Source organism: Longispora urticae (genome assembly GCF_053902585.1).
The window spans coordinates 131,017-145,799 of record NZ_JAQZSH010000028.1 but is presented as its reverse complement, the minus strand read 5'-3'; the positions used below and the strand labels follow the sequence as shown (position 1 = coordinate 145,799).

Below are 14,783 nucleotides of genomic sequence, written 5' to 3'. Positions count from 1 at the left end.
TTGGTGCTCAAGAGGGGGAGTGGTGCTAATTCGTCAGGAGGGGCACGAGCTGGTCGATGCCGTACGGGATGCTCAGCACGGTGTTGAAGGCCAGCGCGGCCCCCGCCGGCGGCTCGGTGTACGGCACGAACACGGCCCTGCCCGCCGTGACGACCTTGAGCTTCGCGTACACCGGGTCCTCCTTGATCCGCTTCTCGGCGTCCGGGTCGTCGATCACCCAGAGCAGCCGGTCCACGTCGAGCAGGTCGAGCCGCTCGGTGCCGATGTCGGCGAAGCTCTGCGTGCCGGCCAGCTTGCCGACGGCCTCGGAGTGCTGGAAGCCCATCTCCTTGAGGAACAGGGTCTTCGGGTCGGTGGGGGAGAACACCGAGTACTTGCCGGGCTCGTAGCTCTCGGCCACCACCGCGGTCTGCTTCGCGAACTCCGGGTGCGCCTTGCGGACGTCGGCGAACCGCTTCTCGATCCCGGTGATCAGCTCGTTGACCCTGGTCTCGCGGCCGAGCGCCCTACCGATGTTGCGGGTCATCTCCTGCCACGGCGCGGCGTAGTCGTCGTGCTTGGCGGACTGGGCCACCACGGGCGCGATCTTCGACAGCGTCTCGTACTGGTCCTTCTTCATCCCGCTGTACTGGGCGATGATCAGGTCCGGCTTGAGGGTGAGGATCTTCTCGACCTGGTAGTCGTCGCGCTCGCCGACGATGGTGGGCACGGTGTCGCCCCACAGCGGCTTGGCCCACGGCCACTTGCCGTACGGGCTCTCCTTGAACCAGTCGACGACCCCGACGGGCTTGATCCCGAGGGCCAGGACGGTGTCCTGGTCGCTCAGCCCCAGCGTGACGACCCGGACGGGTTCCTTCTTGACCTCGGTCTTGCCGTACTTGTGCTCGACGGTCACCGGGAACGTGCCCCCGGTACCGGAGGGGGTCGCGGACGACCCGCTCTCCTTGGCAGAACCACCGCAGGCGGACAGCAGCGAGGCCGCCACCAGGGCGGCCAGGGCCACCGGCAGGTACTTCTTCAAGGGCTTCTCTTTCTCTCGGTCAGGCGGGAGCACGCGGCCAGGGGAAGCCGCGGGATCGGGGGGACGCGCCGGAACGGGGTCTAGGAGGACAGCGCGGGCGCGGTCAGCGCCGGGCGGGTGGCCAGCCGGGCGCGGCGGTCGAGGATCGACTGGAGGATCTCCCCGGACCGCACGGCGGTGTTCGACAGCAGCGAGGAGGTGATGCCGTGGGTGTGCTCGGTGCCGCCCTGCAGGTACACGCCGGGCTCGACCTCGGGGGAGGTGACGGCGCGGTAGTCGCGGGAGACCTGCGGCCGGCCGAGCTCGTCGCGGGCGCAGTACCGGGCGGCGTCGCCCAGCAGGCCCAGCGGGTCGGCGGGCTGGTACCCGGTCGCGCACACCACGACGTCGGCGTCGAGCGCGACCCGTTCGCCGGACATCAGCAGCGAGATGTCGGCGGTGACCCCGGTGGCGGTCTCGGCGACGCCGGTGAGCCGGGAGACGTTGTACATCTTCAGCCGGGGGGTGCCGAGCACCTTCTCCCGGTAGAAACGGGCGTACAGCGCGTCGATCAGGTCACCGTCCACGACGGAGTAGTTGGTGTTCGCGTGGTACCCGTCGATCATGCGTTTGACGTCGCCGGGCGCGTCGAAGAACTCGCCCACGGCCGCCGGGTCGAAGATCCGGTTCGCGAAGGAGCTGTCGTCGGCGGGGCTGTAGCCGTACCGGGAGAAGACGGCGCACACCTCGGCGTGCGGGAACCGCTCGTGCAGGAACGCGGTGACCTCGGCGGCGCTCTGGCCGGCACCGACCACGACGAACCGGTAGGGGGAGTCCGCGGACAGCTCGCCGACCCGGTGCAGCAGCTCGCTGGTGTGCCAGACCCGCTCGGACCCGGCGACCCCGGCGGGCAGCGACGGCTGCAGGCCGGTGGCGAGCACGAGGTTGCGGGCCCGGTAGACGCTGGTGCCCTGCGGGCCGGTCGCGGTCACGTCGAAGTAGACGATGGTGTCGCCGTCGGTGACCGGAGTGACACTCACCACGTCGTGTCCGTAGAGGACGAGGTCGTCGACCTTCGCCGCCGCCCACTCCAGGTAGTCGTGGAACTCGACGCGAAGAGGGTAAAGGCTCTTGTGGTTGACGAAATCGACCAGCCGTTCCCGGTCCCGGAGGTAGCACAGGAAGGTGAACTGGCTCGTGGGGTCACGCAGGGTCACGAGGTCCTTGAGGAAGGAGACCTGCATCGTCGCGTCGTCCAGCAGCATCCCCCGGTGCCAGCCGAACTGCGGCTGCCGCTCCAGGAACACGGCGGTGGCGGCTTCGCCCGATCGGGCGTTGTGCTCGGTGACGGCCACTGCCAATGCCAGGTTGGACGGTCCGAAGCCAACCCCTACCAGGTCATATGTCGGTACGTCGTCATGAGGCGTCACCTGTGGCATAACCAGTCCTATCGCTCGGCTGGAGCTAGGTTAGCCTAGCCTAACTTCCACGCGCTACGGGGTAGCTAGATAGGTTAGGCGTTGCTTACCTAGGTAAGCCTTGCTTAACTAGCCGTGACAGTCAACCGTCCGAGGAGGAAGCCCCCATGCGGGTTGTTATGTTCGGGTACCAAACGTGGGGCCACCGCACACTGCAGGCGTTGCTGGAGTCCGATCACGAGGTCGTACTCGTCGTCACGCACCCCGCCAGCGACCACGCCTACGAGCGGATCTGGTCCGATTCGGTCGCTGACCTGGCAACGGAGCACGGCGTGCCGGTACTGATCCGCGAACGGCCCGACGACGCGGAACTCCTCGAAGCACTGCGGGCCGCCGCCCCGGACGTCATCGTCGCCACGAACTGGCGGACCTGGATCCCGCCGACGGTCTTCGAACTGCCCCGGTTCGGCACGCTCAACGTGCACGATTCCCTACTTCCCGCTTACGCGGGGTTCTCGCCGCTGATCTGGGCCCTGATCAACGGCGAGAAGGAGGTCGGGGTCACCGCGCACATGATGGACCCGACCCTCGACGCGGGCGACATCGTGCTCCAGCGCGCCGTGCCCGTCGGCGACCGCGACACCACCGCGGACCTTTTCCACAAGACCCTCGCGCTGTTCGGGCCGATCACGGTCGACGGGCTCGACCTGATCGCGTCCGGGAAGACCGACTGGGTGCCGCAGGACCGCTCGAAGGCCAGCTTCTTCCACAAGCGCGCCGACGAGGACCTGCGGATCGACTGGGGCTGGTCGGCCGCCGAGCTCGACCGGCTGGTCCGCGCGCAGTGCGACCCGTACCCGGCGGCGTTCGCGTACCACCGGGGGGTGCGGCTGGAGATCCTGGAGGCCGACGTCTCCGAGGGCGTCTACGGCGGTACCCCCGGACGGATCTTCTTCCGTGAGGGCGACGGCGTGGTCGTGGTCGCCGGGGCCGACGCCCGGTTCGGCAGGAACAAGGGTCTGCGGGTACTGCGGGTCCGCACCGCCGACGGCGTCGAGCACAAGGCGGCCGACTACTTCCGCACCATGGGCGGGTACCTCACCTCGCGGCCCTAGCCGCCGGGACGGGCGGACGGGGCCCGCGCCGGCGGTCACCGGCGTCGGGCCCCGGTGCTTGACCCGGGGCCGGGCGGTCGGGACAGTGGCAGCATGAAGAACTGGGTCCCGCTCCTCGTCGGCGCGCTGCTCGTCCTGGTCGGGGCCGTCTGGACCCTCCAGGGCCTGGGCTATCTGGAGGGCAGCGCCATGACCGGCGTCGTCCTGTGGGCGGTCGTCGGCCCGGTCGTCGCCGCCGCCGGCCTCTACCTCGTCAGCCGGGGTCTGCGAGGCCTCCGGAGCCGCTGACGGCTGCCCGCGCCCCCTACTCCCCGGTCGCGTGCAGCACCGCCCCCAGCAGGCACGACGGGTCCGCGTAGATGCTCAGCACCCCGATGTTCTTCGATTCCGGCGCCACCCGCAGCGCCGTGCCGCCGTACCCCTCGGGGGCGGACGGCATCCGGAACACCCCGTAGTTGACCGTGTACGGCACGAGCTCGCCGGTCGCGGTCGGCACCAGCTCCGGCACCGGGCGCAGCAGCCGTTGCAGGACCGCCCCGCCGTCCATCGACGACGCGACCAGCTCGGCCCACGTCCCCGGTTCCGTGTCGCGGCCGAGGACGACGCCGTGGCCGCTGTGCAGCAGCACCGGCTTGAGGACCAGGTCCTCGCGGTGCGCGAGCGCGTACGCCTCCAGGTCGACCCGGGAACCGTCCTCCAGGGTGACCTCGCCGGGCCGGGTGATCCGGGTCCACGGCAGCAGCCGGTCGAGGGCGGCCAGGGTGTCCGCGTCGAACAGGTGCCGGTGCGCCTCGTCGGACAGCAGGGCCAGGGCGGCCTTGGAGCCGTACACCTCGCAGCCGATCGGGGTGAAGATCTTCACCTCGCCCCGGTCGGCGGCGTCGAGCAGCGGGGTCATCAGCTCGCGCGCCCCGGGCAGCACCGCGTGTTCGAGCATGAAGATCCGGTAGATGACGTCGATCGGGTCCTCGCCGACCCAGACCCGGCCGTCGCGGTACTCCAGCATGCCGAGGTGCGCGGACACGGTGCGGACCCCGTACCTCTCGTGTAACGCCCCGCACAGTTTCAGCGCGGGCTCGTTCGCCGGGTACTCGCCCGGCCAGTCGCACAGCGCCATCGTCGGCCGGTCGTCGGCGGACAGCCCGGTCTCCTGCCGCATGCTGACCAGGGACTCGCCGACGGCGTCGACATAGGACAGGCCGTGCTCGGCGGCGAACGCGGCCAGGGTCGGGTGCTGGGCCATCCCGTCGTTGAGCAGGCTGACCTCGATCAACCCCACAGTGCTGCCCATGTTGTACTCCATGAGCCGGAAGCCGGTCGCGTCCGCGTACAGGTCGGCCCGCCCGAACCGGGTCACCGGCCGCCCCGCCTGGGTCCGGATCACCAGGTCGACCTGGTCGCCCACCATCCCCACCGCGCGGGCGAACGCGGCCAGGTCCCCGCCGAACAGCGTGTCCGGCAGGCTCTCCAACGCGTCCTGGAGCCGCCCGAGGTCCTCGGTGAGCTGGCGGTACTCGGCGTGCCCGAGGAACACGGGCCGGGCCATGAACTTGTCGCCGTAGAACGCCTTCAGCACGGGGTGCACCCGCTCGGCGGGGATCAGGTCGGTGGGGGTGAGGCCGGCGCCGCCGAGCGTGTCGAGGTACAGCGCGGTGAGGGTGGGATCTGGCATGGCCCGACCCTTCCCGGCGGGCCCCGGCACTGTCAACAGGTCTGGTGCCGAGGGTGAATTCGCCTATAAAGTCTACTGGTTTAGTAGGTAATTTTGTGGGAGCCCTCACAAGATCATTGACGTGGCAACTTTCCGCCACCCAGAGTGGTCACCGACAGCCCCCGAACACCCCTCAACCGGACGGAACAGTGGCCCTAACAGTTACTCCGCGTTCAGTCCCCGCCACCCTCTGGCGGGCGCTGCGCGCCGACCGGGGCGCCCTCTTCGGCGCCGCCACCACCGTGGCGCTGCTCCTCGTCGCCCTGGTCGCCGGCCCGCTCTCCGCCCTCGAGGGCCAGGATCCGTACACGTTCGACAGTGCGGCGCTCGACCCGGCCACCGGGGGACCGGCCGGCGCGTTCGGCGGGATCAGCGGCGAGCACTGGTTCGGCGTCGAACCGCTCACCGGCCGCGACCTGTTCGCCATCGTCGCGCACGGGGCCCGCACCTCCCTGCTGATCGGCTTCGCGGCCACCGCCGTGTCGGTGCTGCTCGGCGTCGTGATCGGCGCGCTCGCCGGCTACCTGGGCGGCTGGGTCGACCGGGTGGTCAGCTGGATCGCGGACGTGATCTTCGGCTTCCCGTACCTCGTGTTCATGATCGCCCTGAGCGCCATCGCGCCCGCCGGCTTCCCGCGCCCGCTGCTGCTGATCCTCCTGATGGGTTCGTTCGGCTGGGCCCGGATCGCCCGGATCGTGCGCGCCCAGACCCTGACCCTGAAGGCGCGCCGGTTCGTGGCCGCGTCCCGGGCGATGGGGGCCGGCCCGTGGCACGTGCTGCGCCACCAGCTGCTGCCGAACCTGTGGGTGCCGATCATCGTGGTGGCCACCCTGTCCATCCCGGGCAAGATCGGCACCGAGGCGGCGCTGTCGTTCCTCGGGGTCGGCATCCCGCCGCCCACCCCGAGCTGGGGCCGGTCCATCAGCGGCGCGATCGACTGGGTGGGCACCGACCCGATGTACCTGGTCTTCCCCGGCGCGGCCCTGTTCCTGGCCACCCTGGCCCTCAACCTGCTCGGCGACGGCCTGCGCGACGCCTTCGACCCGAAGACGGGGGTCCGGAAGTGATCCGCTTCCTCGCCGCCCGGCTCGGCGGCATGCTCCTCGTGCTCCTCGTGGTCACCTTCGTGACGTACGCCGTGTTCTACCTGCTGCCCTCCGACCCGGCCCAGCTGTCCTGCGGCCGGCCGTGCACGCCGGAGAACCTGGCGATCGCCCGGGACTTCATGGGCTTCGGCAAGCCGTGGTGGCAGCAGTTCGGCGACTTCCTCACCGGGATCCTGGCCGGCCGCACCTTCGGAACCGGCGGCTCGGCGATCGAGTGCCCGGCCCCCTGCTTCGGGTACTCGTTCCAGCAGAACGCCCCCGTCGTCGACCTGATCGGCGACCGGTTCCCGGTGACCGTGTCGATCGCGGTCGGCGCGGCCGTCGCGTGGCTGCTGCTCGGCGTGGCCACGGGCGTGCTGTCGGCGCTGAAGCGGGGCGGCCCGGTGGACCGGATCGCCATGGCCGGGGCGCTGGCCGGGGTGTCCGCGCCGACGTACCTGGTCGGGCTGCTCGGCATCCTGCTGTTCGGCTTCACCCTGGACATGGTCCCGACCCACGGCTACGTCCCGCTCGCCGAGAGCCCGGTCGACTGGGCCTGGCACCTGGTGCTGCCCTGGCTGGTGCTCGCCTTCGTGCACGCCGCGATCTACGCCCGGCTCACCCGGGGCCAGATGATCGAGACCCTGGGCGAGGACTTCATCCGCACCGCCCGGGCCAAGGGCCTCACGGAACGCAGGGTCGTCGGCCGGCACGCGCTGCGCAACGTCCTGCTGCCCGTGGTCACCCTGTTCGGCATCGACCTCGGCGGCCTGCTCGGCGGCGCGGTGATCACCGAGCGGGTGTTCGGGATGCCCGGCCTCGGCACGCTGATGATCGACGCCGTGCACGAGCTGGACCTGCCGCTGCTGCTCGGCTGCACCCTGTTCTCCGCCTTCCTGATCGTCGTGGCGAACTTCGCCGTCGACCTGGTCTACGGCCTGCTCGACCCCCGGGCCCGGCTCACATGACCGACCGTTCCCCGGCCGTCGCCGAGGCCCCACAGACCCGCCCGCACCCTTCCCACCTGACGAAAGAGAGCACAGTGAAACCCCTCCTCAGAGCCACGGCGCTGGTGTCCGCGATCGGCCTCGCCGGTGCGCTCGCCGCCTGCGGCGCGAACAAGAAGGACGCGGCCCCGGCCGCGAAGGCGGAGACGAAGGCCGGCGGCACGCTGTACATCCTGTCGGACTCCGCGAAGGCGTCGTACGACCCGGCCAAGAGCCAGGGCCTCGCGATCACCTCGCTGGCCCTCGTGCACCGCCGGCTGACCAGCTGGAACGTCAAGGAGGGCCAGCCCGCGACGGTGGTGCCCGACCTGGCCACCGACACCGGCCGGCCCAGCGACGGCGGTAAGACCTGGACGTACACCCTGAAGGAGGGGTTGAAGTTCAGCGACGGCTCGCCGATCACCTCCGCCGACGTCAAGCACGGCCTGGAGCGGTCGTTCGCGCCGAGCTTCTCCGGCGGGCTCGGCTACCACAAGTCGCTGCTCGTCGGCGGCGGCGAGTACCGGGGACCGTTCGAGGGCAAGAACCTGGAGTCGATCGCCACCCCGGACGCGAGGACCATCGTGTTCACGCTCAGCCGCCCGTACGGGGACTGGCCGTGGATCGCCAGCAACCCGGCCTTCTCGCCCGTACCCAAGGGCAAGGGCGCCGAGGCCAACTACGGGGAGAACCCGGTCGCGTCCGGCCCGTACGTGCTGACGAAGTACCAGCAGGGCGTGGAGGCGCGCCTGACCCGCAACCAGCACTGGTCGAAGGACACCGACACGGTGCGCGCGGGCCTGCCCAACGAGATCGTGTTCCAGCTCGGCCAGCAGACCTCGGTCATCTCCAAGCGGCTGATCGAGGACTCCGGCGACGACCGGGCCGCGTTCGGCTCCTCGTTCGTGTCCCCGGCGCAGCTCGCCCAGATCCAGGGCAACGCGTCGGCCAAGTCGCGGCTGGTCACCTCGAAGACGGGCGCCGTGGCGTACCTGGCGCTCAACACCCAGAAGGGTGTGCTGAAGGACCCGAAGGTGCGGCAGGCGTTCCAGTACGCGGTGGACAAGGCCAGCTACCAGGTCGCCACCGCCGGCAGCGCCGCGCTCGCCGGGGACACCGCCACCACCCTGATCACCCCGGGCATCGCGGGCCGCCAGCAGTTCGACCTGTACCCGGCCCCGCCGACCGGCGACCCGACGAAGGCGAAGCAGCTGCTGACGGAGGCGGGCCAGCCCAACGGTCTGGACAACCTCACCCTGGTCGCGTCCACCGGCAACAACTTCCCGGAGAAGGCCCAGTCCATCCAGGCGTCGCTGGCCCGGGCCGGGATCAAGGTGACCATCAAGACCCTCGACGGGGAGGCGTTCGCCGCGGCGACCACCGGCCCGACCGCCGACTACGACCTGGCGCTCAGCTCGTGGCAGCCGGACTACCCGAGCCCCAGCGCGAACATCCAGCCCTTGTTCTCCACCTCGGAGATCGGCGACGGCGGCTACAACATCTCCCGGTACTCCAACCCGGAGGTGGACAAGCTGATCGCCGAGGCGCAGAGCACCGTGGACCCGGCGGAGGCCGGGAAGAAGTGGGTCGAGATCGACAGGCTGATCTCGAAGGACTCGCCCGTCGTGCCGCTGATCTACACCCGCAACTCGTTCCTGCACGGCTCGAAGGTGGCGAACTTCTACATCGCCGACTTCCCGGCGTACCCGAACTACCTCCAGGTCGGGATCGCGCAGTGACGTACCCGCCGCCGGGCCCGGCCCCGGCCACAGGGCCCGGCGGCGGTGTCCCGCTGCTCGCCGTCGAGAACGTCTCGGTGTCCTTCGGGGACGTGCGCGCGGCGGTCGACGTCAGTTTCACCCTCGCGCCGCGCGAGGTGCTCGCCGTGGTCGGCGAGTCCGGCTCCGGCAAGACCGTCACCGCGTTGTCCCTGCTCGGGCTGCTGCCTGGCACGGCAACGGTGACCGGCCGGGCGCTGCTCGACGGCGTGGACCTCTACACCCGGACCCCCGCCCAGCTCCGGGCGGTGCGGGGCGACGACGTCGGCATGGTCTTCCAGGAGCCCATGACGGCGCTCAACCCGGTGTTCACCGTCGGCGACCAGCTCGTCGAGGCCGTCCGCACCCACCGGGAGGTGACCCGGCGCGCCGCCCGCCGCCGGGCCGCCGAACTGCTCGACCTCGTCGGCCTGCCCGAACCGCGCCGCACCCTGCGGTCCTACCCCCACGAACTGTCCGGCGGCCAGCTGCAACGCGTCGTGATCGCCATGGCCATCGCCAACGACCCGATCCTGCTGGTCGCCGACGAGCCGACCACCGCCCTCGACGTCACGGTGCAGGCCGAGATCCTCGAACTGCTCCGCGACCTGCGCGACCGGCTCGGCACGGCCATCCTGCTCATCACCCACGACATGGGCGTCGTCGCCGACCTGGCCGACCGGGTGCTCGTCATGCTCGACGGGCGGGTCGTCGAGCAGGGCGACGTGCGCGACGTGTTCGGGGCGCCGGGGGACCCGTACACGAAGCGGCTGTTGGACTCCGTGGTCTCCCTGGGCGGCGGCGGCTCCCGGACCGCCCCGCCCGCCGCGCCCCCGGTCCTCGACGTCCGGGACCTGACCGTGGTCTACCGGGGCGGGGTCCGCGCCGTCGACCAGGTGAGCCTGATCGTCGGCCCGGGCGAGGTGCTCGGCCTGGTGGGCGAGTCCGGCTCGGGCAAGAGCACCGTCGCCGGCACGGTCACCGGCCTGCTCCGGCCGACCGGCGGCGTCGTGTCGGTCCTCGGCGCGGACATCGCCCGGCTCGGCCGCCGGGACCTGAAGGAGGTGCGCCGGCGGATCGGCGTCGTCTTCCAGGACCCGGTGTCCTCCCTGAACCCGCGCGCCACGGTCGCCGAGAGCGTCGGAGAACCGATCAGACTCCACCGGGTACTGGCCGGCGCCGAGCTCGCCAACCGGGTCGACGACCTGCTGGACGCCGTCCGGCTGTCACCCAACCTCCGGGACCGCTACCCGCACGAGCTGTCCGGCGGCCAGCGCCAACGGGTCGGCCTGGCCCGGGCGCTGGCCCTGGACCCGGCGCTGCTGGTGGCCGACGAACCCACCAGCGCGCTCGACGTGTCCGTGCAGGCCCAGGTGCTGGACCTGTTCCGCGAGCTCCAGGCCGAACTGGGGTTCGCGTGCCTGTTCATCAGCCACGACCTGGCCGTGGTGGAGCGGCTCGCCGACCGGGTGGCGGTGATGCACCGGGGGGTGCTCGTGGAGCAGGGGTCGGCGTCGCGGGTGTTGTCGGCGCCGGAGCATCCCTACACCCAGCGGCTGCTGGCCGCCGCGCCGGTGGCGGATCCGGGGCGGCAGCGGGCGCGGCGGGAGTCGTGGCGGGAGCTGCGGGCGGCGGCCTGACGTGCGGTCCGGTGGCGGACCGGGCCGGTCAGCCCCCTCCGGGCCGCTCCGGAACATCGACGGACGGTGACGGCCGGCCGGCGGGTCGCAGCGGCCCCCGGTCACCGACCGTCACCGTTTCGGGTGGCGAGGCTCACCGGGGTGGGTTTCCGACAGCCCGATTTGGTTCCGGTCGGTACCGTACGTGTGTGCGGCCACCGACCCGGGACATCTGGTTACCCATAGTGATTGGGTGCCTCCAGTTCGCGGTGTGGCCGGTAGGTCCCTGGCTGGCCGGCGTGCACGTGGACGGCACCGAGGCCGTCGTCGCGGGCCTGGCCGTGCTGATCGGGCTCGGCGCGCTGGTGTTCCGCCGCACCGCCCCCGTGCCCACCCTCGTCGTCGTGCTCGTGACCCTGATGGTCGCCTCGGCCGCCACCCCGCCCGCGTCGACCGAGCTCGGCGACCAGCACCTGATCCTCATGGCGGGCGTCGACGTCATCGCGCTGTACTCCGTGGCCGTGCACCGCCCCGCGCGCACCTCGGCGTTCGCGGCCGCCGCCACCCTCGCCGCCCAGACGGTCACCCAGCTCCTGATCCTCCGGGGCGGCACGATCGGCGCGATCGGCGTGCTGTTCAGCGCCTCCTCCTACTCGCTGGCCTGGGCCCTCGGTCGGGTGCGCCGCCGGTGGCGGGCCCGCCAGGAGGCCGTCGCCGACCGGCTGGACGCCGCCCGCGCCGACCACGCGTACGCGGCCGCCGAGGAACGCCAGCGCCTCGCCCGTGAGCTGCACGACGTGTCCGCCCACCACCTCAGCGGCATCGTCGTGCACGCCCAGGCCGCCGAACGGCTCGCCGACCGCCAACCCGAACTCGTCGCCCAGGTGCTGTCGTTCGCCGCCGCCACCGGCCAGGAGACCCTGGAGTCGCTGCGCCGCCTCGTGGACGTGATGGACGTCGAACCGGCCGGCACCGACGGGGAACCGTCGACCCTGCGGGCCGTGGGCGACATGGCGGCCGGATTCGCCCGGCTCGGCCACCCGGTCACCCTGGAGGTCGACGGCGAACGGGGCGTGGTGCCCGCCGACGTGTCCGCCGCCGGGCACCGGATCGTGCAGGAGGCGCTGACCAACGCGCTGCGGTACGCGGGCGGGGCCGCCGTCCGGATCCGGCTCGCGTACCGGCGGGGCCTGGTCGAGATCACCGTGGACGACGACGGCCGGGGCGGCGCGCAACCGGCCGCCGGGCTCGGCTCCGGCCGGGGCGTGTCCGGCATGCGCGAACGCGCCCGCGAACTCGGCGGCGAACTCCAGGCCGGCCCCATCCCGGGCGGGCGCGGCTGGCGGGTCCGGGCCGTCCTGCCGTACTCCGACGGGATCCGGCCGAAGGACGCGGACGTGTCCTGGTGGCGGCGGGTCGGCGACGCGCAGGTGGTGGACGGCTTCCTCGCGGTACTGGCCTTCGCGTGGCCGACCCTGCTCGCGTACGGCGCGACGTCGGACCCCGAGGGCGACCCGTTCGACCCGGGGATGGCCGGCCCCGTGATGCTCACCGTCGTCCTGGCCCTGCACGCCCTGCCCCTGCTGTGGCGGCGCACCGAACCGTGGCTCGCCCTCGCCGCCGTCCTCGCCGTCGACGGCCTGTGGGCGGGGCTGCTGCTGTCGGGGGCGCTGCCCGCGCGCGGGTTCTGGCTGTTCCTGATGGCCGTCCTGACCGAGGGCCTCGTCGTCTACGCCGTCGGCGCGTACGCCCGGCGCGGCTGGCTGACCTGGCTGGCCGCCCCCGCCGGCGGCTACGGTGTCGCCCTGGCGATCTGCGCCGTGGGCCACCAGATGGACCCCGTGTCCGAGAGCCTGTCCCAGCTGATCTTCTTCTGCCTGATCGGCGGGCTCACGCTCTCCGGGTTCCTGCTCCTGTTCGCCTGGCTGCCCGGCCACTACGTCGGCCGGCGCCGGCGGCGCGCGCTCCGCCGGGACACCGCCTCCCTGGACGCGGCCACCGAGGCCGTCGTCGGGGCGGCCCGCGAGGAACGCGACCGGATCGCGCACGGCCTGCGCGGCTCCGTGTTCACCCACACCACCCGGGTCGTCGAGCGGGCCGGCACCGGCGAACCGGCCGCGCTGTCCGAGGTGGTCGCCGAGGCCCGGGCCGCCCTGGGCGCGATGCGCGAACTGCTCGGCGTGCTGCGGTCCGGCCCCGAGGGCGTCGACGGCAGCCCGGCCCCGACCGCCGCCGCGCTGCCGGGGCTGTGCGCCCGGCGCGGGGTGCAGCTCGCGGTCGAGGGCGAGCCGCGCCGGCTGCCGGTGGAGGTCGACGTGTCGGCGTACCGGCTGGTCGAGGCGGCGCTCACCGTGGACGGCTCCGCGAACGGCGCGGCCGCCACCGTCGTCTACGGCAGCCGGCACCTGCGGGTGCACATCCTGGGCGCGCCGGCCGGGGCGGGGTTCGTCGCGGAGCTGGCCGAGCGGGTGGACGCCACCGGGGGCCGGTTGACGGTGAAGCCGGCGGAGTCGGGCTGCGACATCGACGCCTGGTACCCGGCCCCGGCCTGAACCGGCCCGGCGCCCGGACCCGCCCGGCCCCGGTCGGACCGCCCCGTGCACCGGAGCCGCCCGCGACCGGGGACCCGGCCCGGCCTAGGGTGCCGCGATCGGCGCGAGTACCGCGTCGGTCAGCGCGACCAGGTCGGCCGGCGACAGCTCGATCTCCAGCCCCCGGCGCCCGGCGGACACGTACACCGTGGCGAAGTCCCCGGCGGAGCTGTCCACGACCGTCGGCAGCCGTTTGCGCTGCCCGAGGGGGCTGATCCCGCCCCGCACGTACCCGGTGGTCCGTTCGGCGAGCACCGGGTCGGCCATCGCGGCCCGCTTGCCGCCGACGGCCGCCGCGAGCCCCTTGAGGTCGAGGCTGCCGGTGACCGGCACGACGGCCACGGTCAGCGCGCCGTCCACGTCGGTGACGAGGGTCTTGAACACCCGCCCGGCCTCGACGCCGAGCGCCTCGACGGCCTCCGCGCCGAACGACGCCGCCCCGGGGTCGTGCGGGTACTCGTGCACCACATGGGTCAGTTTCCGCCGCGCGAGCAGCGCGGTCGCGGGTGTTCCTCTGCCGGCCACCCGCTGGATTCTGCCGGACGGGGCGGGGGTCCGGGCCGCCGGGCCGGGCGACCCGGACGACATGGGGCCCGGGGTGGGAAGCCGGGGGCTACTGGAACTGGACCCGGATGTCCACGACCGTGTGCTGCGGGATGCGGGTGAACGACACCTCGCCGGGCGCCACCCACGGGCCCCAGACCGGGATGTAGCCGACCTCGGCGAGGAAGTGCTTCTCCAGTACCCAGATGCGGTGTTGGCCCGTGCCGCCGGAGCAGTAGCTGGAGGCGGTGCGGTTGGCCAGGTCGAGGGTGTAGGAGCAGCCGCTGGGGGTGGCCGACGCGGAGCCGCCCGTCCCGGCGAGCAGCCCGGCGGTCAGGGCCGCGCTGAGCGCGACGGCGGAGGTCCATCTTCTCGTGGTCATCTGCGGCTCCCGCGATCGTTTAGGAATCCTTACTAATTCGGGGTCACAGTATCTCCACAATGGACACCAGTCAATGCGTCAGGCCCGCTCGACGACCACCAACGGGATCTCGCGCCCGGCGACCTCCTGGTACTCGTCGTACCGGGGGAACCGCTCCGCCATCAGCCGCCACAGCCGGGCCCGCTCCGCCCCGGCCGCCGTGCGCGCCGTGCCCGCGAACCGCTCCGCCCCGACCTGCAGCTCCGCGGCCGGATCGGCGGCGAGGTTGAGGTACCAGGCGGGGTGCCTGGGGGAGCCGCCGTCGGAGGCGACCAGCAGGTGGCTGTCGCCGTCGCGGCCGTAGATGAGCGCGGTGCGCCGGCGGGTGCCGGTCCGTCGGCCCCGGGTGGTCAGCAACAGGATGTCGTTGCCGTGCAGCTCGCCGCCGTCCCGGCCGTCGGTGTCCGCGTAACGCCGGACGTGCTCGGCCACCCACTCGACGGGGCTGTCCACGATGTCGTCGGTCATGCGTGACAGTCCAACACGACACCGGGCCCGACGGGTACGGCCCCGGCCCGGCCCCGCGGCAAGGTACCC

Annotated in this window: 13 protein-coding genes; 7 read left to right on the top strand and 6 right to left on the bottom strand. The window is 72.4% G+C overall.

The window, feature by feature from the left end; all coding sequences use genetic code 11:
• Nucleotides 1–25 precede the first annotated feature (25 nt).
• Nucleotides 26–1,021 carry an iron-siderophore ABC transporter substrate-binding protein gene (locus PT931_RS18630; RefSeq protein WP_456246997.1) on the bottom strand — a complete coding sequence of 332 codons (996 nt, stop codon included), beginning with the start codon at nt 1,019–1,021 and terminating at the stop codon, nt 26–28.
• Between the two features lie 80 nt (nt 1,022–1,101).
• Complete coding sequence (locus PT931_RS18625; protein ID WP_456246996.1) at nt 1,102–2,439, bottom strand: lysine N(6)-hydroxylase/L-ornithine N(5)-oxygenase family protein; 1,338 nt, start codon at nt 2,437–2,439, stop codon at nt 1,102–1,104.
• A gap of 146 nt (nt 2,440–2,585) precedes the next feature.
• On the opposite strand from PT931_RS18625, the gene PT931_RS18620 reads away from it, so the two are divergent.
• Together PT931_RS18620 and PT931_RS18615 are read left to right on the top strand one after the other, a co-directional pair.
• The gene (locus PT931_RS18620; RefSeq protein WP_456246995.1) at nt 2,586–3,533 is read left to right on the top strand and encodes a methionyl-tRNA formyltransferase; all 948 of its coding nucleotides are present in this window, start codon (nt 2,586–2,588) and stop codon (nt 3,531–3,533) included.
• 93 nt (nt 3,534–3,626) lie between these two features.
• Nucleotides 3,627–3,821 carry a hypothetical protein gene (locus PT931_RS18615; RefSeq protein ID WP_456246994.1) on the top strand — a complete coding sequence of 65 codons (195 nt, stop codon included), beginning with the start codon at nt 3,627–3,629 and terminating at the stop codon, nt 3,819–3,821.
• 16 nt (nt 3,822–3,837) lie between these two features.
• On the opposite strand, the gene PT931_RS18610 is transcribed toward PT931_RS18615, so the two are convergent.
• Nucleotides 3,838–5,205 carry a hypothetical protein gene (locus PT931_RS18610; RefSeq protein ID WP_456246993.1) on the bottom strand — a complete coding sequence of 456 codons (1,368 nt, stop codon included), beginning with the start codon at nt 5,203–5,205 and terminating at the stop codon, nt 3,838–3,840.
• A gap of 188 nt (nt 5,206–5,393) precedes the next feature.
• Here PT931_RS18610 and PT931_RS18605 point away from each other — a divergent pair, with 188 nt between their 5' ends.
• The 5 genes from PT931_RS18605 to PT931_RS18585 all read left to right on the top strand — a co-directional run bounded on the left by PT931_RS18605 (nt 5,394) and on the right by PT931_RS18585 (nt 13,243).
• Entirely contained in the window at nt 5,394–6,311 is a 918-nt protein-coding gene (locus PT931_RS18605; protein ID WP_456246992.1) for an ABC transporter permease, read from the top strand.
• A complete protein-coding gene (locus PT931_RS18600; protein WP_456246991.1) occupies nt 6,308–7,297 on the top strand; it encodes an ABC transporter permease in 990 nt (329 codons plus the stop codon). The genes PT931_RS18605 and PT931_RS18600 overlap by 4 nt, the downstream gene beginning before the upstream one ends.
• A gap of 74 nt (nt 7,298–7,371) precedes the next feature.
• Nucleotides 7,372–9,054, top strand: a complete 1,683-nt coding sequence (locus PT931_RS18595) for an ABC transporter substrate-binding protein (RefSeq protein WP_456246990.1) — start codon at nt 7,372–7,374, stop codon at nt 9,052–9,054.
• A complete protein-coding gene (locus PT931_RS18590; protein ID WP_456246989.1) occupies nt 9,051–10,712 on the top strand; it encodes an ABC transporter ATP-binding protein in 1,662 nt (553 codons plus the stop codon). The genes PT931_RS18595 and PT931_RS18590 overlap by 4 nt, the downstream gene beginning before the upstream one ends.
• A gap of 224 nt (nt 10,713–10,936) precedes the next feature.
• Entirely contained in the window at nt 10,937–13,243 is a 2,307-nt protein-coding gene (locus tag PT931_RS18585; RefSeq protein ID WP_456246988.1) for a histidine kinase, read from the top strand.
• A gap of 84 nt (nt 13,244–13,327) precedes the next feature.
• On the opposite strand, the gene ybaK is transcribed toward PT931_RS18585, so the two are convergent.
• From ybaK to PT931_RS18570, 3 genes are all read right to left on the bottom strand, one after another.
• The gene (ybaK, locus tag PT931_RS18580; RefSeq protein WP_363722704.1) at nt 13,328–13,807 is read right to left on the bottom strand and encodes a Cys-tRNA(Pro) deacylase; all 480 of its coding nucleotides are present in this window, start codon (nt 13,805–13,807) and stop codon (nt 13,328–13,330) included.
• 88 nt (nt 13,808–13,895) lie between these two features.
• The gene (locus PT931_RS18575; protein ID WP_456246987.1) at nt 13,896–14,207 is read right to left on the bottom strand and encodes a hypothetical protein; all 312 of its coding nucleotides are present in this window, start codon (nt 14,205–14,207) and stop codon (nt 13,896–13,898) included.
• 78 nt (nt 14,208–14,285) lie between these two features.
• Nucleotides 14,286–14,714: a nitroreductase/quinone reductase family protein gene (locus PT931_RS18570; protein WP_456246986.1), complete on the bottom strand. Its 429-nt coding sequence runs from the start codon at nt 14,712–14,714 to the stop codon at nt 14,286–14,288.
• Nucleotides 14,715–14,783 lie beyond the last annotated feature (69 nt).